Raw genomic sequence first — 19,535 nt, 5'->3', positions numbered from 1 at the left:
GTTCAGACCGTTGGCGAATCCGACGCCAGAGAATGACGTGACGGGATAACGCGGCGGTCTGAACCGGCGCGTTCACCGCGCCGATGTCTATCAATAATGATTAAGCAGCTGGCTGTGCAGCCGGTTTAGCAGCGGCGTGATGTTTCACTGCTTTTTTGTGTTTTTTAGCAGCCTGAGCTTTTTGCTCTACAGCCGGTTTGGTTGCTGCTTTTTTGTGTTTTTTAGCAGCCTGAGCTTTTTGCTCTACGGCCGGTTTAGTTGCTGCTTTTTTGTGTTTTTTAGCAGCCTGAGCTTTCTGTTCTACTGCTGGTTTAGCAGCGGCTTTTTTGTGTTTTTTGGCAGCCTGAGCTTTCTGTGCAGGTGCAGCTGCTTTGTGGTGTTTTTTATGGTGAGTCGCTTTTGCCGGAGCAGCGTGAGTCGCCGTCGCAGCAGCAGCCGGTGCCGGAGTGGCAGTCGCGTCAGCAGCGAAAGCAGCAGAAGACAGACCCATAGCAGCGGCAACAACCAGAGCTAATACTTTTTTCATTCTCATACCCTCGAATTGGTTTTTTCATTCAACCCCACTGCGGGGCCGTTGAAAGAACTATACCCGCAGGCTATAAGTCTTTCCGTGAGTGATTGGTATCGGCGTGTAACGGAATGTACAAGACTTGTTGTACAAACGTACAAGGGCGATTTTTCATCGCCCTCAATAGGTTAGTCAGCGCAGGTTGCCCGGTCAGATCGCTGCGACAGGTAGACGCGGAAAATAAGCACAAAGGCCATTGCCACCACGATAGCGGCAAGCAGGTAGATACTGTCCAGCCCGTGATAGCCGGCGATCCATCCGGCGACCGGCCCGGTAATACCCAGCGCCAGGTCGAGGAAGGCAGAATAGGTGCCCAGCGCGGTGCCCTGGTTTTGCTCTTCAACCTGCCTGACCGCCTCGACGCCGAGGGCCGGGAAGACCAGCGAGAAGCCGGAGCCCGTCAGGAAAGCGCCGAACCCGGCAACCCACGCATTCGGCGCAAACCAGATAATCAGCAGCCCAAGGCATTCGAACAGATAGCAGACCAGCGACACGCGAATACCGCCAAAGCGAATGATGGTGTTGCCGAGTACCAGACGAATACAGATAAAGCCGACGCTGAATAATGACAGCGTGAATGCTGCACCCTGCCAGCCGTGGGCGGTGAAGTAGAGCGTGATAAACGTCGCGATGACCCCGAATCCCACCGTACCCAGCCCAAGCCCCAGGCCGTATGGCCAGATTTTACGTGCCACGACGTGGAAGGGGGCTCTGACGCCTGCGCTGACGCTCACGTCGGCGCGGGTGCGGGCAAACAGTAAACCGACGACCGAGATAATCACAATCAGCGCGGCAAATCCGCTGATACCAAATGCGTCATTCAGCATCACGCCCAGCGGCGCGCCTGCGGCCATCGCAACGTAGGTGGCGACGCCGTTCCAGGAAATAACCCGCGAGGTATGAACGGCTCCGACCGTTTTTATGCCCCAAAGCGTGGACCCGGTGGAGGTAAAGCTTTCGCCGACGCCAAGGAATACGCGGCCAACCAGCAGCATCGTCACCGCCAGAAGCGGGCTGCCGTGTGCGGCGGCGGCGGCCAGAGTGAACAGACCACTCAACATACAGCAGATGATCCCGAGGCTGACGACCTTTTTCGGCCCCCAGATATCGGTGTAACGCCCGGCGTGAGGGCGGCTAACGAGCGTGGAAATATACTGCAGGCTAATCACTGCACCCGCGACCAGCGTGCTGTAACCAAGATGGTAATGGATAAATCCAGGCAGCACCGCCAGCGGCAGACCAATGGAGAGGTAGCAGATGCAGGTAAAAACAACGATCGAGATAATGCGCAGATTGAGCTGGGTATTGTTAGCGTAGGTAGTCATCACACGAAGCGGGTAAGACAAAGGTGGGCTTATTATAGAAAGTGCCATCTAGTATGGCGAGACAACAAGGCATTTTATGTCAATAACATAAGCATTAAAAATAATGGGCGGCGACGCGTGCGCCGCCGCTTATGATCAACGCAAGCGTTTATGCAGGGTGTAGCCAATGGCCAGAGCACCCACCAGCAGTATGGCGATGAAGGCACCGACGCCGTTCCAACCGTATTGGTGCCAGAACACGCCACCTAGCGTACCGGCAATGCTGGACCCCAGATAGTAGCTGAACAGATACAGCGATGAGGCCTGGCCTCTGGCGCGGCGCGCGCGCGGGCCAATCCAACTGCTGGCCACCGAGTGCGCGGCGAAAAAGCCTGCGGAGAACAGCAGCATACCCGGAAAAATCACCCACAGCGGCGAGAACAGCGTCAGCAGCAGGCCGAGCAGCATCACGCCGGTAAAGAAGATCATCACCGGGCCACGCCCGTAGCGGCTGGTCATGACGCCGGCTTTCGGCGAGCTCCAGGTGCCGGTCAGATAGGCGACGGAAAGCAGACCTACCACCGCCTGATTCAGCGACCACGGCGACAGCATCAGACGGTAGCCAATATAGTTGAACAGGGTGACAAACGACCCCATTAGCAGGAACCCTTCGACAAACAGCAGCGGTAAGCCGCGATCGCGCCAGTGCAGGTGAAGGTTAATCAGCAGCGACTTTGGCTTCAGTGAGCTGGGGCGGAAGTGGCGTGACTCCGGCAAAATACGCCAGAACATAATGGCGGCGGCCAGCGCAAAGGCGCTGATCACCGCCAGCGCGAGGCGCCAGCCGAAGAAATCGGTCAGTACGCCGGTAAGCAGACGGCCGCTCATCCCGCCAATGGAATTGCCGCTGATATACAGCCCCATGGAAAAGGCCACGAAGCTGGGGTGGATCTCTTCGCTCAGGTAGGTCATGCCAACGGCAGCCACGCCGCTCAGCGACAGGCCGATCAGCGCACGCATGATCAGAATACCGTGCCAGCTGGTCATGACGGTCGACAGCAGCGAGCAGCAGGAGGCCAGCAGCAGGGCGGTCACCATGACCTTCTTGCGCCCGATGGCATCGGAAAGCGGGCCGGTAAACAGCAGACCAACGGCCAGCATCGCCGTTGAAATAGAGAGTGAAATACTGGTTCCGGCGGGGCTGATGCCGAATTCATGCGACAGCACCGGCAGAATGGGCTGCACGCAGTACAGCAGGGCGAACGTCGCAAGACCCGCGGAAAACAGGGCGAGCGTGACGCGGATAAACGGCGGCGTACCGCGGCGGATAAAAACATGGGTGGAGGTTGGGCTAGCATCGCGGACATCAATAACGGGCGTATGGTCTGCGGTAGTTGTGCGGCTCACGGGAAGATCCTTGGCTAAAAACAACGAGTAATGGCGACATAGGTCACATAATCAGAGTAGGAAAATGTAAATATTCTGTCTAATATATTAATAATCTCAATTGATATGTATTAAATATGAATATCGAGCTGCGTCATTTACGTTATTTTATCGCTGTCGCAGAAGAGCTGCATTTTGGCCGCGCCGCCGCCCGCCTGAACATCTCGCAGCCCCCGCTGAGCCAGCAGATCCAGATCCTGGAACAGCAGGTGGGCGCCCGTTTATTTGCCCGCACTAACCGCAGCGTTAGCCTGACGGAAGCCGGGCGTCAGTTTCTGGCCGACAGCCGCCAGATCCTATTACAGGTCAACGAAGCCGCCGCGCGCGCAAGCCGCCTGCACCATGGTGAAACCGGCGAGCTGCACATCGGCTTTACCTCCTCTGCGCCATTTATCAAGGCCGTTTCCGATACGCTGTCGGCCTTTCGACAGCGCTACCCGGACGTGCACATTCAGACTCGCGAAACCAATACGCGCGAACAGATTGCGCCGTTAACTGAAGGGACGCTTGAGCTGGGTCTGATGCGTAATACGCAACTGCCGGACACGCTCGACTGGCAGATTATCCTGCGCGAGCCGCTGCTGGCGATGATCCACCGTGACCACCCGCTGGCTCAGCGACCCTCGGTCAGCCTGGTTGAGCTGGGCAAAGAACCGTTCGTTTTTTTTGACCCTCACGTTGGGACCGGTCTGTATGACGATATTCTCGGCTTGATGCGTCGCTACGGCGTGACGCCGGCGATCGCTCAGGAGGTTGGGGAAGCGATGACCATTATCGGCCTCGTGGCGTCAGGACTTGGTGTTTCCATCCTGCCGGCCTCGTTTAGCCGCGTGCAGCTGAATGAAATGCGCTGGGTACCCATTACTGAGGTGGATGCGGTATCGGAAATGTGGCTGGTGTGGTCAAAACATCATGAGCTTAGCCAGGCGGCGGAACGTTTTAAACAGCAGCTGATAAATGCAGCAAAGCTGAGCGTTGAGCGATAAAAAGCGTGAAAAATTGTGCGGTAAATCACAAGGCTAAGTAAATATTTGACGACAGCCATTGAAGTCATTCACCATAGCCCAAAGTTTATTTCGAAGCGCGAAAATAAGGGAGTTAACGGTGGTAGCGGATAGTCAGCCAGGCCATATCGATCAAATCAAGCAGACCAACGCGGGGGCGGTCTATCGCCTCATTGATCAGCTCGGCCCGGTGTCACGCATTGACCTTTCCCGACTTGCGCAACTGGCCCCCGCCAGTATTACCAAGATTGTACGCGAACTGCTGGAAGCTCACCTGGTACAGGAAACCGAAATTCAGGAAGCGGGTAGCCGCGGCCGCCCGGCGGTTGGGCTGATGGTAGAAACTGAAGCCTGGCACTATCTGTCCGTGCGCATTAGCCGTGGTGATATCCATCTGGCGCTGCGCGACTTGAGCAGTAAACTGGTGGTGGAAGAGTTGCTCGAGCTGGCGCTGGAGGACGAAACGCCTTTCCTTAACCGCGTACTGAGCCATATCGATCAATTTTTTATCCGCCATCAGAAGCTGCTTGAACGGTTAACCGCGATTGCGATTACGCTGCCGGGTATTATCGATACCGAAAACGGCATTATTCACCGCATGCCATTTTACGATGTGAAGGATATACCGTTGGGTGAAACGCTGGAAGCGCACACCGGCGTGCCGGTGTACATTCAGCACGACATCAGCGCCTGGACCATGGCTGAAGCGCTGTTCGGCGCTTCGCGCGGCGCGCGCGATGTCATTCAGGTGGTCATCGATCACAACGTAGGTGCCGGTGTCATTACCGATGGGCGTTTGCTGCATGCAGGCAGCAGCAGCCTGGTGGAAATCGGCCATACCCAGGTTGATCCGTATGGTAAGCGTTGCTACTGCGGCAACCACGGCTGTCTGGAAACCATTGCCAGCGTGGAAAGCGTGCTGGAGCTGACCCAGGTGCGAATGCAGCAGTCGATGAGCTCGATGCTGCATCAACAGCCGCTGACCGTCGACTGGCTGTGCCAGGCGGCAAAGCAGGGCGATTTGCTCGCCAAAGATATCATCAGCAGTATTGGTACCAACGTCGGGCGCATACTGGCAATCATGGTGAATCTGTTTAATCCGCAAAAAATTCTTATCGGTTCGCCGTTCAACCAGGCGGCCGACATTCTCTTCCCCGCCATTGGCGACTGCATCCGCCAGCAGTCGTTGCCAGCCTACAGCCAGCATATTTCCGTGGAGCAAACGCAGTTCTCCAACCGAGGCACCATGGCCGGTGCCGCGCTGGTCAAAGATGCGCTGTATAACGGAACGCTGCTGATCAGACTGTTACAGGGTTAACATTTTTTCGCGGTTTTGCAAAAAATTGCGCTACCTCAATCCGACCCCCTGGCGCATCACGTAAACTTTCACCCCGTTGAATTATTCATTGTCTTGATATTTTATCGGCATACCTGTGGGGTTCGTGAGTGATGCTAAATCGTTTCTTTATTACTGGAACTGATACTTCTGTCGGTAAGACGGTGGTTTCTCGTGCGCTATTACAGGCGCTCGCCGCCAGCGGGAAACGTGTGGCAGGTTATAAGCCGGTAGCCAAAGGCAGCAAAGAAACCGCCGAGGGGCTGCGTAACAAAGATGCGCTGGTGTTGCAAAGCGTTTCGTCGTTGGCGCTGCCCTATGAAGCGATTAATCCTATCGCACTGAGCGAAGAAGAAAGCAGCGTGGCGCACAGTTGCCCAATCAACTACACGCTGCTGTCCGACGGCCTGGCCAATCTCAGCGGCATGGTGGACAACGTGGTGGTTGAAGGTACGGGCGGCTGGCGTAGCCTGATGAACGATCTGCGCCCGCTGTCTGAATGGGTCGTGCAGGAGCAACTGCCGGTGCTGATGGTGGTGGGGATCCAGGAAGGGTGCATCAATCATGCGCTGCTGACGGCGCAGGCCATCGCTAATGACGGCCTGCCGCTGATCGGATGGGTTGCCAACCGTATCAACCCTGGGCTGGCGCACTACGCGGAAATTATCGATGTGTTGAGCAAGAAACTGCCGGCGCCGCTCATTGGCGAATTGCCGTATCTGCCGCGCCCGGAACAGCGTGAACTCAGCCAGTACGTTGATTTAGCGATGCTCCGGAACGTGCTGACGGTAGATAGAATTCTGGCGTAAGGTACGCGACAGCACCGACGCCAGCACGCAGGCCATCAGCAAACCGGGCAGCAGCGTATACTGCCCGGTCATTTCACAAATCATCAGCGCTGACATAATCGGCGCATGCGTGGTCATCGCCAGCAGTATCGGCAGGCTCTCGTTTCCCGGGAATCCGGCGCTGCATGCCTGAGCAAACAAAATCCCGATAGCCAGTCCGACAAAGAGCGTGGGCGTAAATACCCCGCCGGGCGCGCCGGAGCCGCTGCTGGCGAGAATGGCGAGCAGTTTACACACGAAGATCCCCGTAATGATGGCCAGGGTCGGTGGCGTGAGCAGAAAACCCTGTACCACGCTGTAGCCATTGCCCCAGACGGCGGGGGTCAGTAGCGACAGCAGACCGACGATAAGCCCACCGAGCGCCAGCTGCCACGGTGGCGACAGCTTCAGCGCCACAAAACCGCGGTGAGTGGTATCCATTAGCCACATTAATAGCGGCCCGGCAAGGCCGCAGATCAACCCGGCGGCAAGCATCAGTCCATAGTCAACGGCAGTGAGAGCAGGCAGCGCGTCGACCTGATAAAGCGGCCTGGCGTCGCCATTGAGTAGCTGACTGGCGAGCAGGGCAACCACGGCCGCAATCACGACCGGCCCCAGAGAGGCGAGCATCAGCGTGCCGAACAGAATCTCGGCAATAAACAGACTCCCGGCCAACGGCGCATGGTAGGCACTGGCCATCCCGGCGGCCGCACCACAGGCAATCCATAGTTTCCATTCGGCTTTTGGCGTAAAGCGCTGGGCAAAAAACGATGCCGCCAGCGCGGCCAGCAGTATCATTGCCCCTTCGCGGCCGATTGCGCTACCGCTAGCAACCACCAATAGCGAGGCAGTGGATTTGATCAGGCTGGAGCTGGCGTCAAATCGGCCCTCATCGCTCTCCAGTGCTTCCATATAGTCGGTGGGCGCATGGGGCCGCTGACGCGTATAGCGCTGCCAGCCCCACAGCAGCGTACCGGCGGCCAGACCGCCCAGCGCCGGGGTAATCAGGCGTCGCCAGCCGCTTAGCCCTTCGGCGGCGTTCACCAGGCTGCCGCTGTCGTTACTTAAAAACAGCCATTCCAACAGCAGCATGGCATGGCGAAACGCCGAGACCGCCAGGGCCGCCAGAACGCCAATGATGCAAGCGAGCAGAAGGCGGCGAAACATCGCATTGATGTCGGGATAATGATGAAGACGCTGCATGAGGCTGAAACGCTTAACGATAGAGCTTTTTATCAGCGACGGGGATCAGCAGCTGCGACTGCCACTGCGTAAGAGTATGCTGCGCGAGCTGCCCCAGCGCGGTGAAGAAGGGGTGATTGGCTTTCTCGACAAACTCCTTGAGGAAGCGCGGAGCCCACGGCAGCAGATGCCAGGCAAGCAGCTGCTCGCAGGCTTCTGGTCGGTCATTTTCAACCAGCCATGCCGCCAGCATCAGCAGGGTACCAAAGTGATCTTCCGGCTCGTTTTGTTCAACGTCGAACGCGATCGCGTTTTCACGCATCCACTGGCGTAGCGCCAGCGTGGAATCGCCAAACAGCACGTTTTCCCGGTCTAGCCAGACGGAGCCCCACGGCGGCGACGGTAACGCCGATGGGCCGATAAACAGCCGCTGCCAGGCCTCGGCCAGCGATTCATCGCTGTGGGAGGCAAATGCGGTGGACAGCGCATCGGCGTTTTCGAGCGGATACGGCCATTGCCCGGCCCACTCGCCGTCGCGTAAGGCGGCGACCAGCGGCTCAGCGAGTGCGCTATCCGGCGCGAAATAGAACAGTGCTCCCAGTACGCGAGCAGAGAAAGCTAAAGCGTCGTTGTGCTGAACGTCATTCATTACTGCAAATTCCTTAAAAGGGCGCGGGAGAGGTCCCGCGCCGAGAGTTTATCCGGCAATCGCCATGCCGACGGTCATATGCAGGCCGTAGAACAGCCCACGGCCGATCAGTTCACCCACGATCAGCAGCAGCAGCCCGATCGCCAGGCCGACGGCCCGAGGCGGTACACGGCGCAGCAGCGGGCATAACCAGCAGCCCAGACCCGCCGCCAGCAGCACGAAGCGCACGACCTGCCAGAGTCCCCAGTCGGGGAGCAACGCATTGGCCTGCTGTACTGAACTGTGAATAAACCCCAGATCGTTGGTCTGCATTACCACAATGGCCAGGCTCGCCAGAAAGGCCAGCGTGCTTAAACCGGCAAAGAACTTGCCGTTAAAAGGCACCTTCGAGAGCTTAAGCAGCAGGGCAGCAAACAGCGGGCCGGTTAGCATGACGGTTAAGAAGAACGTGGCCGTCGTATAGCCATTATACCAGGTTGGCACCGTATCTATCTGATAAACGCGCGTCATTGCCCAGACAAATATCAGCCCCAGCGCCATGGCGATCACCAGCCAGATACGGCCCAGGGTTTCCGGTATTTTGCCCAGTACGGAAAACAGCCACCAGAAGCCGCCGACGGCGAAGAAAAGCGAGCCGCTGGCGATTTCATTGCTGAGCGCGGAGGCGCCGATGCGGTTGAGCGAATTGAACGCCCGCAGCGGCGAACCAAGGTGCAAAACCGAGGCAAAAAAGGCAATGCCCATTATCACCCACAGGAAGAACATATTGCGTACGATGCGTCGCCGATCGTCGGTTTCACTGTGTGCCGCCAGCCAGCCCATCCCGCTCACGATGATGGCGCCCGCCACGCATTGCCCCAGTACCGTAAACAGCACCAGTGGCCATTCATGCCATCCGTTGCCCATCTTACACCTCCTTCGGGTTGGCCAGGTAGCCAGTGGTATCGCCGCACGGACGTGCATTGGCGTTAGGTTTAATCACAATGCTCGGCTTGGTAAAGTGCGCCGACGGCAGCGGCGCAACGGCCGCCAGCTGCCCGTGCTTCTGGCGAAGCTCTTCAATCGGCCCGAAGTCCAGCGCGCGCAGCGGGCAGGACTCGACGCAGATCGGTTTTTTGCCTTCCGCCACGCGTTCGTGGCAGCCGTCGCACTTGGTCATGTGGCCTTTTGCCGCATTGTACTGTGGGGCACCGTACGGGCAGGCCATATGGCAGTAGCGACAGCCGATGCAGACGTCTTCGTCGACGACCACAAAGCCATCTTCTCGTTTATGCATCGCGCCGCTCGGGCATACTTTAGTACAGGCCGGATCTTCACAGTGGTTACAGGCGATGGACAGGTAGTAGGCAAAAACGTTCTGATGCCAGACGCCGTTATCTTCCTGCCAGTCGCCGCCGGCGTATTCATAAATACGGCGGAAGCTGACGTCCGGGGTTAAGTCTTTGTAATCTTTACACGCCAGCTCGCAGGTTTTACAACCGGTACAGCGGGCGGAGTCGATGAAAAATCCGTATTGCGTGCTCATTGACTAATCCTTATACCTTCTCGATCTCAACCAGGTTGGTATGCTGCGGGTTGCCTTTCGCCAGCGGCGAAGGGCGGTGAGTGGTCAGCGTGTTGATACAGGAACCGTGGTCAATGCGATCGCCATCCATCTTCGCGTCGTGCCATGCGCCCTGGCCCATGGCCGACACGCCGGGCATGATGCGCGGCGTCACTTTAGCTGCAATGCGCACTTCACCACGTTCGTTGAATACGCGAACCATATCGCCGTTCTGAATCCCGCGTTTTTGCGCGTCTATCGGGTTGAGCCAAATTTCCTGGCGACAGGCGGCTTTTAAGACATCCACGTTGCCGTAGCTGGAGTGGGTGCGGGCCTTAAAGTGGAAACCAAACAGCTGCAACGGGAATTTGTCGCGCAGCGGATCGTCCCAGCCTTCAAAGGTGGAGGCGTACACCGGCAGCGGGCTGATAGTTTCATCTTTTTCCAGCTGCCATTTCGCGGCAATATCGGCCAGACGGCTGGAGTAAATTTCAATTTTTCCCGATGGAGTTTTCAGGGGATTCGCCTGCGGGTCTTGACGGAAATCGCGATAGGCCACGAAGTGGCCGTTGGGATCTTTGCGTTTATAGATGCCCATTTTTTTCAGCTCATCGTAACCCGGTAGTGCCGCGTCTTTTGCGCGCATTTTGGCATACAGATATTGCAGCCACTGTTCCTGAGTGCGACCTTCGGTAAACTTCTGGTGCACCTCGTCGCCCAAGCGTTTAGCCACTTCGCTAAGGATCCAGTAAATTGGCTTACGTTCGAACTTCGGCGCGGTGGCGGGCTGGATGAAAATCAGGTAGCCCATGTTGCCCGCGTAGTCGTTTGGAATGATGTCTTCTTGCTCGACGGTCATCAGATCCGGCAGCAAAATGTCGGCGTATTTTGCCGACGCGGTCATAAAGTTCTCAATCACCACGATCATTTCGCATTTACTTTCGTCCTGCAGAATTTCGTGGGTTTTGTTGATGTCCGAATGCTGGTTAATGATGGTGTTGCCCGCATAGTTCCAGAAGAACTTGATGGGAACATCCAGCTTCTCTTTACCGCGTACGCCGTCGCGGGTGGCGGTCATTTCTGCTCCGCGGTCGATGGCATCGGTCCATGTAAAACAGGAAATCGCGGTTTTCACCGGGTTTTCCAGCACAGGGAAGCGCTCGATGGTAATGGTGTAGGTCGATTCACGCGCGCCGCTGTTGCCGCCGTTAATTCCGACGTTACCGGTCAGAATGGGCAGCATAGCAATCGCACGGGCGGCAAGTTCGCCGTTGGCCTGACGCTGCGGGCCCCAGCCCTGACAAATGTACGCCGGTTTCGCGCTGCCTATTTCACGCGCCAGTTTAATAATACGGTCGGCCGGAATCCCGGTGATGCCCGATGCCCACTGTGGCGTTTTCGCGATACCGTCGTCGCCCTGGCCGAGAATATAGGCTTTGTAGTGTCCGTTGGCCGGTGCGCCTTCCGGCAGCGTTTTTTCGTCGTAACCGACGTAGTATTTGTCGAGGAACGGCTGATCGACGAGGTTTTCGTCAATTAATACCCATGCAATACCGGCAACCAATGCGGCATCGGTGCCGGGGCGGATAGGGATCCATTCATCTTCGCGCCCGGCGGCCGTGTCGGTATAGCGTGGATCGATAACGATCATGCGCGCATTTGAGCGTTCCCGCGCCTGTTCAAGATAATACGTAATGCCGCCGCCGCTCATGCGCGTTTCCGCCGGATTGTTGCCGAACATCACCACCAGCTTGCTGTTTTCGATATCAGAGGTGCTGTTGCCGTCATTGCTGCCGTAGGTATACGGCATGGCGCAGGCGATTTGCGCGGTACTGTAGGTTCCGTACTGGTTGAGCGAGCCGCCGTAGCAATTCATCAGACGCATGACGGCCGAACCGGACGGTGAAGAGCGGGTAATGTTGCCGCCGACGATGCCGGAAGAGTAGTTAATGTAAACCGCTTCATTGCCGTAATCTTTCACCACGCGCTTCAGGTTGTCAGCAATGGTGTCCAGCGCTTCCTGCCAGCTGATACGCGCAAATTTACCTTCGCCGCGCTTGCCGACACGTTTCATCGGGTAGTTGAGGCGATCGGGATGGTTGATTCGCCGACGAATGGAGCGACCGCGCAGACAGGCGCGCACCTGGTGATCGCCATAGCGATCTTCGCCGGTGTTGTCGGTTTCAACCCAGTAGACTTCGTTATCTTTCACGTGCAGCCGCAGCGCACAGCGGCTGCCGCAGTTAACGGAGCAAGCGCCCCAGACCACTTTATCGTCTTTACCGCGCGCCTGCTGCACGGCCGCTGCCGTTGCTCGCAGGGAGAAAGGCAGCGATAGACCACCGGCGGCGAGGGCCAGCGAACCAATCGCTGACGATTTAATGAGGGTGCGTCGACTTAGCCCCCCGGGCTTTTCCTGATCGGACATTGCTCACTCCATTATTATTTAATGATTACATCGTGCAATTAGAAACACGCTAATGGAGCGTCATCCTACCCGCTAAGTGGTATACAAGTATTAACCGTGGTCAAAACTCAACGGAACGGCGTAAAGGAATTGCGTAACGATATTTGCCAGTATTCGAGGGGCTATGCATAATTGTTTCACAACAAAAAAAGCGCATTTCGGGCCCTCCGGCAATGCGAAACTCTGATGCTGATGGAACCTCCCCTATGCACGATATTGCTACCCACGTTATCCCGATGCCCGCGATTGAGACGGTCACCGTTCCGCATAAGGGGCTGAATTTTTTGCGCCCCGAAATTTTGCTCGATTTCATTAGCGTCACCGATAAACCGGTGATCGCGGTGACGCCGCTGGCGGTGCTTTATTCGACGGTTGGCGTGCTGCAAACGACGGCGTTGCGCAAGATCCCGGTGCTGGTTTCCGGTCGGGTGGTGTATCCCATCACCTCGCAGTCGCTGCCCTGTTTGCATTCGCGGCTGACTATCAATACGACTACGCAGAAGCTGCGTTTTCAGGGAGATCTCGACGCGCTGTCTGACGATCATTCACTGCGTGATGCCGTGCTGATTGGCGTAGCGCTTGAGTTTACCGTTGAGCAGGGCGGATAAAGCGAGCCGCCTCCGGGCGAAGGCGGCAGGGGGTTACTGAGCGTTATCGGTGCGGGTGTAGAGAATTTTGAAGGTGTCGTTGGCGCAGTGGCCTACCACCTGTGCCCCCGGCTGGTCGGCCTGGTCATTGGGGACGATATCGAGACTGAACGCGTCTTGTGCTACGCCGTTTTGCTCAATTTTCTGCTGAATGTCACTACGAACGCGCTCGCAGGACTCCGGTACTGCCGCGAGCGCGGGCATCGCGCCTGCTAACAGAAGTGCCAGTAACCAGCGTGAAGATCTCATGGTCGGCTCCTTTATCTTTAGACTCGCAAAAAGTATAGCAGTGCTAGTGTAAACAATTGTATTTCCTAATATGATTGAGAAAACTCCCGAAACAGGATGGCGGTGTGAAGAAATTATTATTACTGGCGTCAGCGCTGACCCTGCTCAGCGGTTGCGATAAACCCGGCGCTCCCGCGGCATTCACGCCGGAAATGGCCAGTTTTTCTAACGAATTTGATTTTGATCCGCTGCGCGGGCCGGTGAAGGATTTCAGCCAGACGCTGCTCAACGAGAAGGGCGAAGTGTCGAAACGCGTTAGCGCACAGCTTTCGCGTGAGGGGTGCTTCGATATGCTGGAGTTTCACAATATTGAGGATGACACCGGCGCGCTGCTGGTGCTGGACGCGAACTATTATCTCGACGGCGTCACGCGCGAAAAACGCGTGCGTTTGCAGGGCAAATGTCAGCTGGCCGAGTTTCCGTCGGCGGGCGTTTCGTGGGAAACGGACGATAACGGTTTTGTGGTGAAAGCACAGGGCAAAGAGAGTGAGGTCGACTATCGCTATGATGCGGAAGGCTACCCGCTGGGGAAAACGTCAACGACGAAGAATAAAACGCTGTCGATTGTGGCCACCCCGTCACAGGACAGTCGTAAGAAGCTTGACTATACCTCGGTCAGCCTGCTGGACAAACAGCCGGTTGGCAACGTGATCCAGCGTTGCGATTACGATGGCCATGACAACCCGGTGAGCTGTGATTTAACGATCGTTGATGAGAGCGTCAAACCTGCGACGACCCAGCGCTACACGATCAAAAATACGATTGAATACTACTAGCCGCCGTGAAATGAAAAAGACGCCCACGGCGTAATGCTGAATACGTAGCGTAGGCCGGATAAGCAAAGCGCCATCCGGCATACTGCACGCTGATTGCCGGATGGCAGCGCAAACGCCTTATCCGGCCTACCGTTCCTGCTCCTGACTTCTGAAGTCAACGCCTTAACTGGCAAGCATTACGGCCACGGCGATTTTTATGGATGCAGGGTGCGGCCCGTTGAGCGATCAAGGCAGCGTAGGGTGTTGGGTTCCCAGTAGGCATTGACGTTCGGGCTTTGCAGGCATTTATCGCGAGCGTCAAACGCCACGTCGGCTTTGTCCCACTCTTTTTCCGCGCGTTTGTTCACTTTCTGGCGCAGCTGGCGCGTATCGTTCCACTGCTCCTTGTCCATCGCTGCATTCTGACGGCTCTGTGCGCTATCGCCGGATTCAATAATCAGTTTGCTGGTTTCAGCCGATGCGCAAGCGGTGTACACGACGGCACCCAGCGTCAGCATTGCCGTCAGGCACAGGCGTTTGCTAAGTGTAATTTTCATTTTGGGTTCCTTTAACGTGATAAAAACGATGGCTCCTGTTGAGCAGTCTACTACATCTCTTCTGGCTGGCATACCAGCGAAAATCATGTGGTCGATTCGTCATGATTTATCCGTATGATGGCGCCATTCTTCGTTTATCGATCCGTCATGATGCTCAAAACTTCGCTGCTTTTTTTTGCTACCGCGCTGTGTGAAATTATCGGCTGCTACCTGCCATGGCTTTGGCTTAAGCGTGGCGCTACGCCGTTACTGCTGCTGCCTGCCGCGCTGTCGCTTGCGCTGTTCGTCTGGCTGTTGACGCTGCATCCGGCGGCCAGCGGGCGCGTCTACGCCGCCTACGGTGGGGTGTATATCTTCACCGCACTCTTGTGGCTGCGGGTCGTGGAGGGGGAAAAACTGACCCTGTACGATTGGCTTGGCGCGGCGGTTGCGCTGTGCGGCATGCTGATCATCGTTGCCGGCTGGGGCAGAGCGTAGTGCTATAGTCGCGCGTGACCATCAGTTTTCGACATAACGGGTGTGACTTGTCATGCCTTCTTCAGCACGCATTCCCCTTTTTTTGTGATCCTTCTCGGTAATTTTTGATCTCTATACTTGTATGGTAGTAGTTCAGGGCGTAAATTTTTCGCACTAACCGATGAGATGTAAGGATTGAAGATGAAAATTGTGGGTGCTGAGGTTTTTGTAACCTGTCCGGGTCGTAACTTTGTCACGCTGAAAATTACTACCGACAGCGGATTAATTGGCTACGGCGATGCGACGCTGAATGGCCGCGAGCTGTCCGTGGCATCTTATTTAAAAGATCACCTTTGCCCGCAGCTGGTGGGGCGCGACGCGCACCGCATCGAAGATATCTGGCAGTTCTTTTATAAAGGCGCGTACTGGCGTCGTGGCCCGGTGACCATGTCGGCTATCTCCGCCGTGGATATGGCGCTGTGGGATATTAAAGCCAAAGCGGCCGGTATGCCGCTGTATCAACTGCTGGGCGGGGCGTCACGCGAAGGGGTCATGGTTTACTGTCACACCACCGGCCACACGATTGATGAAGTGCTGGAAGATTATGCACGTCATAAAGAGATGGGCTTCAAGGCCATACGCGTTCAGTGCGGCGTACCGGGCATGAAAACCACCTACGGGATGGCAAAAGGAAAAGGGCAGGCATACGAACCGGCGACCAAGGGTCTGTGGCCGGAGGAACAACTGTGGTCAACGGAAAAATACCTCGACTTTACGCCGAAGCTGTTTGATGCCGTTCGTAACCAGTTTGGCTTTAACGAACATCTGCTGCATGACATGCACCACCGCCTGACGCCAATTGAGGCCGCACGCTTTGGTAAGAGCGTTGAAGATTACCGTCTGTTCTGGATGGAAGACCCAACGCCAGCGGAGAACCAGGAGTGCTTCCGTCTGATTCGCCAGCATACTGTGACGCCGATTGCGGTAGGTGAAGTCTTTAATAGCATCTGGGATTGCAAGCAGCTGATCGAAGAGCAGCTTATCGACTACATCCGCACCACGATTACCCACGCGGGAGGCATCACCGGTATGCGCCGCATCGCCGATTTTGCCTCGCTTTACCAGGTGCGTACCGGCTCACACGGCCCGTCCGATCTTTCTCCGGTGTGTATGGCCGCGGCGCTGCACTTCGATCTGTGGGTACCCAACTTTGGCGTGCAGGAATATATGGGCTACTCCGAGCAGATGCTGGAAGTCTTCCCGCACAGTTGGACCTTCGATAACGGCTATATGCACCCAGGTGATAAACCCGGTTTAGGCATCGAGTTTGATGAAAAACTGGCGGCAAAATATCCGTATGACCCTGCATATTTACCGGTAGCTCGTCTTGAAGACGGCACGCTGTGGAACTGGTAATCCCCCGGAATCAGTAAAGTAAGCTTTATCTTAACAAGAGAATAAACATGGACTTCATTAACGATCGTTTCATGATCGATAGTGAAGTCGGTGTTCGGTTATATAAAGACGTTGCTGCAAAATTACCGATCATCGACTATCACTGTCACCTTGATGCAAAAGAAATCTACGAAAATAAAAATTTCGAAAATATCACCCAGCTGTGGTTGGCTGGTGACCACTATAAATGGCGAGCGATGCGCGCAAATGGAATTGCCGAGAAGTATATAACCGGTGATGCCACGCCGGAAGAAAAATTTAAGGCCTATGCGGAAACCGTCGAAGCCGCTTTTGGTAATCCGTTATATCACTGGACGCATTTAGAGTTAAGTCAGTATTTTTCCTGTAATGAAATGCTGTCTAGTGATAACTGGCAGGAAATTATGCAGCATTGCAATGGTTTAATTTCCGGCGATGATTTTAAACCACGTAATTTAATTTCTCGCTCCAACGTTGAAGTTATTTGCACCACCGATGCGCCGCTGGATACGCTGGAATATCATCGACGGCTACAGCAGGACCCGAGTTTCACGACCAGGGTACTGCCTACGTTCCGCCCGGATGATATTTTTACCGAAGATTCCCAGGCATTTTGCCGCTTTATTGACAAGCTCGCGCTGGCTACCGGACAGTCGATTCGCTCCTTTAACGATTTTGCCATTGCGATGGCGCAGCGTATTGAGGTGTTTCACGAAGTGGGCTGTCGCATCTCCGACCACGGGCCGGTCAGCATTGCGTATCTTGCTGCCGATGCGGAAACGATTAATACGCTTTTTAGCCAGAAATGCCGCGGTATGCAGCTAAGCGAGCGGGAAACCGTACAACTCAATAGCGCTATGCTGGTGATGCTGGCGAAAGAGTATAAACAGCGCGGCTGGGCGATGCAGGTGCATTTTGGCGCTATTCGCAACAATAACGGCAAAATGCATGCGCAGCTTGGCATTAACACCGGGTTTGATTCCATTGCCGACCAGCATCATCTGGCCTCGGGTCTCAATCGCCTGCTGGATGCGATGGCGCAGAATAGCGGTCTGCCGAAGACCATAATTTATAATCTGAACGCCAGTTATAACGATATTGTTGCGACAACTATCGCTAATTTCCAGTCGGCGGATGACGGTGTCAAATCTCCGATGCAGTTTGGTTCCGGCTGGTGGTTTAACGATACTCGCCGGGGAATGGAAAACCAACTGAATAGCCTGGCCGATCAGGGTTTATTAATGCACTTCGTTGGCATGCTAACGGATTCACGTAGCCTGGTGTCTTATCCTCGTCACGATTATTTCCGGCGTATTCTTTGTAATTTAATAGGTAGTTGGGTTGACCGTGGTGAAATTCCTGATGATGAGAGGATATTAACGCGGATGGTTAAGAATATTTGTCACGATAATGCAGTGAACTATTTTAGATTCTAACGTCCTTCCTTACATGAGGGTAGAACATGTCTCGTACTAATAGAAAAATAACAATTCCAGTCAGCATTGGTTATGGCTTAACAGATATTATGGGGGGCGGTGCGTTTACCGTTATTGGCGCCTGGCTTTTATTCTTTTATACCACCTTTGTCGGTTTGTCGCCGGTTGAAGCCGCTTCAATTGTAGCGATTGCTCGTATCGTTGATGCTATCGTCAGCCTGTTTATGGGCAGTTTCACCGACCATTTCTATAAAAACCGCTTAGGCAAACGCTTTGGCCGCCGCCGTTTCTTCTTACTGATCGGCGCACCGCTGATGCTGGTGTACATTCTGCTGTGGATTACCGGGATGAGCTTCTGGTTCTACCTCGCCGTGTATCTTGCCTTTGAAATTATTGCGGCAATGGTGCTGATCCCGTGGGAGACGCTGCCGTCGGAGATGACCAAAGATTTTAACTCGCGTACTAAGCTCTCGACCTGCCGGATGTTCCTGTCGGCTTCCGGTACTTTCCTGGCGACCTTTATTCCTGGCCTGCTGATTAGCCACTTTGGCGAGCACGATCCAAACGCTTATTTTATTAATGGCGTTGTATTTGCAGTGCTGTTTATGTTCTGCGTCTTCATCTCCTGGAAAGTCACCTGGGAGCGTGAACTCACGCCGGAAATGCTGGCCGAGCTGGAAAAAGATCATCAGCCGACCACCTTTGCAGCGAAAGTAGCCGCCACGGGCAAACTGTTCAAAGAGTATTACTCGACGCTGAAAGTTCGCGCTTTCCGTAAACATCTGGCTATCTATTTGTTCTCCTTTACGGCAAAAGATGTCTATAACACGGTCTTTGTTTTCTTCTGTGTATATTGCCTGAACGTGTCGCCATCGCTGTCCGGCACGCTGCTGTCGATGAGTATCGTCGGCCTGCCGGTCACGCTGCTGGCGGGGGTGGCAATCATTAAGTTCGGGCCGTCACGACTGTACGTTTTTGCCTATACCCTGATGATGCTATGCCTGGCCGGGCTGTTTATGGTTTACCAGTTCCCGACTGACAATAAGGTGACGATTCTGGTCGTACTGGCCGCGCTGTATCAGGTTGGCCGCTGCGTGCTGGAATTTACGCCGTGGAACGTGTTCCCGTTTATCCCGGATATTGATGAAATGATCACCCGTCAGCGCCGTGAAGGGCTGTTCGCTGCGGTCATGACGTTCTCGCGTAAAACGACCGTTGCGATTGCGACGTTCATCGTCGGCGTGATGTTGCAGGAAGGGGGCTTCGTCAAGGGCAGCCAGGTGCAGCCGGAGAGTGCGGTCAATACCATTGCCATCCTGCTGTTTATCGGTACCGCCGGTTTGCTGGTCATCGCATTGTGGCAGGCGGTGACGTTCCGCCTGAATAAACGCACGCATAAGATTTTCGTTGATGAAGTTGAACGTCTGAAGGCGAATGGGGCAAAACAAGATGTGACGCCGGAAACGCGGCATATTGTGGAAGACCTGACCGGCTATTCCTATGACGACCTTTGGAATGTGCCGCAGAAAACCGACAGCACATACCGCCGCCCAGCGCGCGTAAACTAACCGCCCGCCGTGACAGCATCAGCAACGGCCGCTGACTTTTGCTGATGCTGTCACACAGCTTGAAAATC

19 protein-coding genes are annotated in these 19,535 nt (G+C 55.3%); 9 read left to right on the top strand and 10 right to left on the bottom strand.

Going from position 1 to position 19,535, the window contains the following annotated elements; genetic code table 11:
- Positions 1 to 100: 100 nt before the first annotated feature.
- From asr to V6942_RS10235, 3 genes are all read right to left on the bottom strand, one after another.
- Complete coding sequence (gene asr / locus V6942_RS10245; RefSeq protein ID WP_106929073.1) at positions 101 to 526, bottom strand: acid resistance repetitive basic protein Asr; 426 nt, start codon at positions 524 to 526, stop codon at positions 101 to 103.
- A gap of 170 nt (positions 527 to 696) precedes the next feature.
- Positions 697 to 1,893, bottom strand: coding sequence for an MFS transporter (locus V6942_RS10240; RefSeq protein ID WP_106929072.1), 1,197 nt, complete (start codon positions 1,891 to 1,893; stop codon positions 697 to 699).
- Positions 1,894 to 2,028: 135 nt separating this feature from the next.
- Positions 2,029 to 3,279, bottom strand: a complete 1,251-nt coding sequence (locus V6942_RS10235) for an MFS transporter (RefSeq protein ID WP_106929070.1) — start codon at positions 3,277 to 3,279, stop codon at positions 2,029 to 2,031.
- Between the two features lie 116 nt (positions 3,280 to 3,395).
- On the opposite strand from V6942_RS10235, the gene V6942_RS10230 reads away from it, so the two are divergent.
- The 3 genes from V6942_RS10230 (at position 3,396) to bioD (ending at position 6,467) form a co-directional block, all read left to right on the top strand.
- Positions 3,396 to 4,304: a LysR family transcriptional regulator gene (locus V6942_RS10230; RefSeq protein ID WP_106929068.1), complete on the top strand. Its 909-nt coding sequence runs from the start codon at positions 3,396 to 3,398 to the stop codon at positions 4,302 to 4,304.
- Between the two features lie 118 nt (positions 4,305 to 4,422).
- Positions 4,423 to 5,640, top strand: a complete 1,218-nt coding sequence (gene mlc / locus V6942_RS10225) for a sugar metabolism global transcriptional regulator Mlc (RefSeq protein WP_182934728.1) — start codon at positions 4,423 to 4,425, stop codon at positions 5,638 to 5,640.
- Positions 5,641 to 5,771: 131 nt separating this feature from the next.
- Positions 5,772 to 6,467 carry a dethiobiotin synthase gene (gene bioD, locus V6942_RS10220; protein ID WP_106929064.1) on the top strand — a complete coding sequence of 232 codons (696 nt, stop codon included), beginning with the start codon at positions 5,772 to 5,774 and terminating at the stop codon, positions 6,465 to 6,467.
- Here bioD and clcB read toward each other — a convergent pair.
- From clcB to ynfE, 5 genes are read right to left on the bottom strand one after another with little or no spacing between them, the layout of a single operon-like run.
- Positions 6,420 to 7,688, bottom strand: coding sequence for a voltage-gated ClC-type chloride channel ClcB (gene clcB, locus V6942_RS10215; protein ID WP_333501213.1), 1,269 nt, complete (start codon positions 7,686 to 7,688; stop codon positions 6,420 to 6,422). The two genes, bioD and clcB, sit on opposite strands and share 48 nt — an antisense overlap.
- A 13-nt stretch (positions 7,689 to 7,701) precedes the next feature.
- The gene (dmsD, locus tag V6942_RS10210) at positions 7,702 to 8,316 is read right to left on the bottom strand and encodes a Tat proofreading chaperone DmsD (RefSeq protein ID WP_182967859.1); all 615 of its coding nucleotides are present in this window, start codon (positions 8,314 to 8,316) and stop codon (positions 7,702 to 7,704) included.
- 48 nt (positions 8,317 to 8,364) lie between these two features.
- On the bottom strand, positions 8,365 to 9,222 hold the full coding sequence (locus V6942_RS10205) for a dimethyl sulfoxide reductase anchor subunit family protein (RefSeq protein ID WP_333501212.1): 858 nt from the start codon (positions 9,220 to 9,222) through the stop codon (positions 8,365 to 8,367).
- 1 nt (position 9,223) lies between these two features.
- Positions 9,224 to 9,841, bottom strand: a complete 618-nt coding sequence (locus V6942_RS10200; protein WP_333501211.1) for a DMSO/selenate family reductase complex B subunit — start codon at positions 9,839 to 9,841, stop codon at positions 9,224 to 9,226.
- A gap of 10 nt (positions 9,842 to 9,851) precedes the next feature.
- Positions 9,852 to 12,287 carry a selenate/tellurate reductase subunit YnfE gene (gene ynfE / locus V6942_RS10195; protein ID WP_333501210.1) on the bottom strand — a complete coding sequence of 812 codons (2,436 nt, stop codon included), beginning with the start codon at positions 12,285 to 12,287 and terminating at the stop codon, positions 9,852 to 9,854.
- 245 nt (positions 12,288 to 12,532) lie between these two features.
- On the opposite strand from ynfE, the gene V6942_RS10190 reads away from it, so the two are divergent.
- Positions 12,533 to 12,934, top strand: coding sequence for a dTDP-glucose pyrophosphorylase (locus tag V6942_RS10190; RefSeq protein ID WP_106930582.1), 402 nt, complete (start codon positions 12,533 to 12,535; stop codon positions 12,932 to 12,934).
- A gap of 33 nt (positions 12,935 to 12,967) precedes the next feature.
- On the opposite strand, the gene V6942_RS10185 is transcribed toward V6942_RS10190, so the two are convergent.
- Entirely contained in the window at positions 12,968 to 13,222 is a 255-nt protein-coding gene (locus tag V6942_RS10185) for a DUF1161 domain-containing protein (protein ID WP_106930584.1), read from the bottom strand.
- 104 nt (positions 13,223 to 13,326) lie between these two features.
- Between V6942_RS10185 and V6942_RS10180 the strand changes: the two genes are divergently transcribed.
- A complete protein-coding gene (locus V6942_RS10180; RefSeq protein WP_106930586.1) occupies positions 13,327 to 14,037 on the top strand; it encodes a YnfC family lipoprotein in 711 nt (236 codons plus the stop codon).
- A gap of 194 nt (positions 14,038 to 14,231) precedes the next feature.
- On the opposite strand, the gene V6942_RS10175 is transcribed toward V6942_RS10180, so the two are convergent.
- Positions 14,232 to 14,573 carry a DUF1283 family protein gene (locus V6942_RS10175; protein WP_106930588.1) on the bottom strand — a complete coding sequence of 114 codons (342 nt, stop codon included), beginning with the start codon at positions 14,571 to 14,573 and terminating at the stop codon, positions 14,232 to 14,234.
- A 150-nt stretch (positions 14,574 to 14,723) separates the two neighbouring features.
- On the opposite strand from V6942_RS10175, the gene V6942_RS10170 reads away from it, so the two are divergent.
- The 4 genes from V6942_RS10170 to V6942_RS10155 all read left to right on the top strand — a co-directional run bounded on the left by V6942_RS10170 (position 14,724) and on the right by V6942_RS10155 (position 19,467).
- Positions 14,724 to 15,050: a YnfA family protein gene (locus V6942_RS10170; RefSeq protein WP_106930666.1), complete on the top strand. Its 327-nt coding sequence runs from the start codon at positions 14,724 to 14,726 to the stop codon at positions 15,048 to 15,050.
- Positions 15,051 to 15,230: 180 nt separating this feature from the next.
- Positions 15,231 to 16,445 (top strand): D-mannonate dehydratase ManD, encoded by a 1,215-nt coding sequence (gene manD / locus V6942_RS10165; RefSeq protein WP_106930590.1) that lies wholly within the window; start codon positions 15,231 to 15,233, stop codon positions 16,443 to 16,445.
- Positions 16,446 to 16,492: 47 nt separating this feature from the next.
- The gene (uxaC, locus tag V6942_RS10160) at positions 16,493 to 17,899 is read left to right on the top strand and encodes a glucuronate isomerase (RefSeq protein WP_106930592.1); all 1,407 of its coding nucleotides are present in this window, start codon (positions 16,493 to 16,495) and stop codon (positions 17,897 to 17,899) included.
- A 26-nt stretch (positions 17,900 to 17,925) separates the two neighbouring features.
- Positions 17,926 to 19,467, top strand: coding sequence for an MFS transporter (locus V6942_RS10155; RefSeq protein ID WP_333501209.1), 1,542 nt, complete (start codon positions 17,926 to 17,928; stop codon positions 19,465 to 19,467).
- Positions 19,468 to 19,535: the final 68 nt, after the last annotated feature.

Source organism: Kluyvera genomosp. 2 (assembly GCF_036759865.1).
GTDB lineage: Bacteria > Pseudomonadota > Gammaproteobacteria > Enterobacterales > Enterobacteriaceae > Kluyvera > Kluyvera ascorbata_B.
This window is presented reverse-complemented; position numbering and strand designations above follow the sequence as displayed.

What these genes read in the sequence shown, in the direction of transcription:
- asr (WP_106929073.1), bottom strand. Translation starts at nt 526, where the DNA reads ATGAAAAAAGTATTAGCTCTGGTTGTTGCCGCTGCTATGGGTCTGTCT.
- V6942_RS10240 (WP_106929072.1), bottom strand. Translation starts at nt 1,893, where the DNA reads ATGACTACCTACGCTAACAATACCCAGCTCAATCTGCGCATTATCTCG.
- V6942_RS10230 (WP_106929068.1), top strand. Translation starts at nt 3,396, where the DNA reads ATGAATATCGAGCTGCGTCATTTACGTTATTTTATCGCTGTCGCAGAA.
- bioD (WP_106929064.1), top strand. Translation starts at nt 5,772, where the DNA reads ATGCTAAATCGTTTCTTTATTACTGGAACTGATACTTCTGTCGGTAAG.
- clcB (WP_333501213.1), bottom strand. Translation starts at nt 7,688, where the DNA reads ATGCAGCGTCTTCATCATTATCCCGACATCAATGCGATGTTTCGCCGC.
- dmsD (WP_182967859.1), bottom strand. Translation starts at nt 8,316, where the DNA reads ATGAATGACGTTCAGCACAACGACGCTTTAGCTTTCTCTGCTCGCGTA.
- V6942_RS10205 (WP_333501212.1), bottom strand. Translation starts at nt 9,222, where the DNA reads ATGGGCAACGGATGGCATGAATGGCCACTGGTGCTGTTTACGGTACTG.
- V6942_RS10200 (WP_333501211.1), bottom strand. Translation starts at nt 9,841, where the DNA reads ATGAGCACGCAATACGGATTTTTCATCGACTCCGCCCGCTGTACCGGT.
- ynfE (WP_333501210.1), bottom strand. Translation starts at nt 12,287, where the DNA reads ATGTCCGATCAGGAAAAGCCCGGGGGGCTAAGTCGACGCACCCTCATT.
- V6942_RS10190 (WP_106930582.1), top strand. Translation starts at nt 12,533, where the DNA reads ATGCACGATATTGCTACCCACGTTATCCCGATGCCCGCGATTGAGACG.
- V6942_RS10185 (WP_106930584.1), bottom strand. Translation starts at nt 13,222, where the DNA reads ATGAGATCTTCACGCTGGTTACTGGCACTTCTGTTAGCAGGCGCGATG.
- V6942_RS10175 (WP_106930588.1), bottom strand. Translation starts at nt 14,573, where the DNA reads ATGAAAATTACACTTAGCAAACGCCTGTGCCTGACGGCAATGCTGACG.
- V6942_RS10170 (WP_106930666.1), top strand. Translation starts at nt 14,724, where the DNA reads ATGCTCAAAACTTCGCTGCTTTTTTTTGCTACCGCGCTGTGTGAAATT.
- manD (WP_106930590.1), top strand. Translation starts at nt 15,231, where the DNA reads ATGAAAATTGTGGGTGCTGAGGTTTTTGTAACCTGTCCGGGTCGTAAC.
- uxaC (WP_106930592.1), top strand. Translation starts at nt 16,493, where the DNA reads ATGGACTTCATTAACGATCGTTTCATGATCGATAGTGAAGTCGGTGTT.
- V6942_RS10155 (WP_333501209.1), top strand. Translation starts at nt 17,926, where the DNA reads ATGTCTCGTACTAATAGAAAAATAACAATTCCAGTCAGCATTGGTTAT.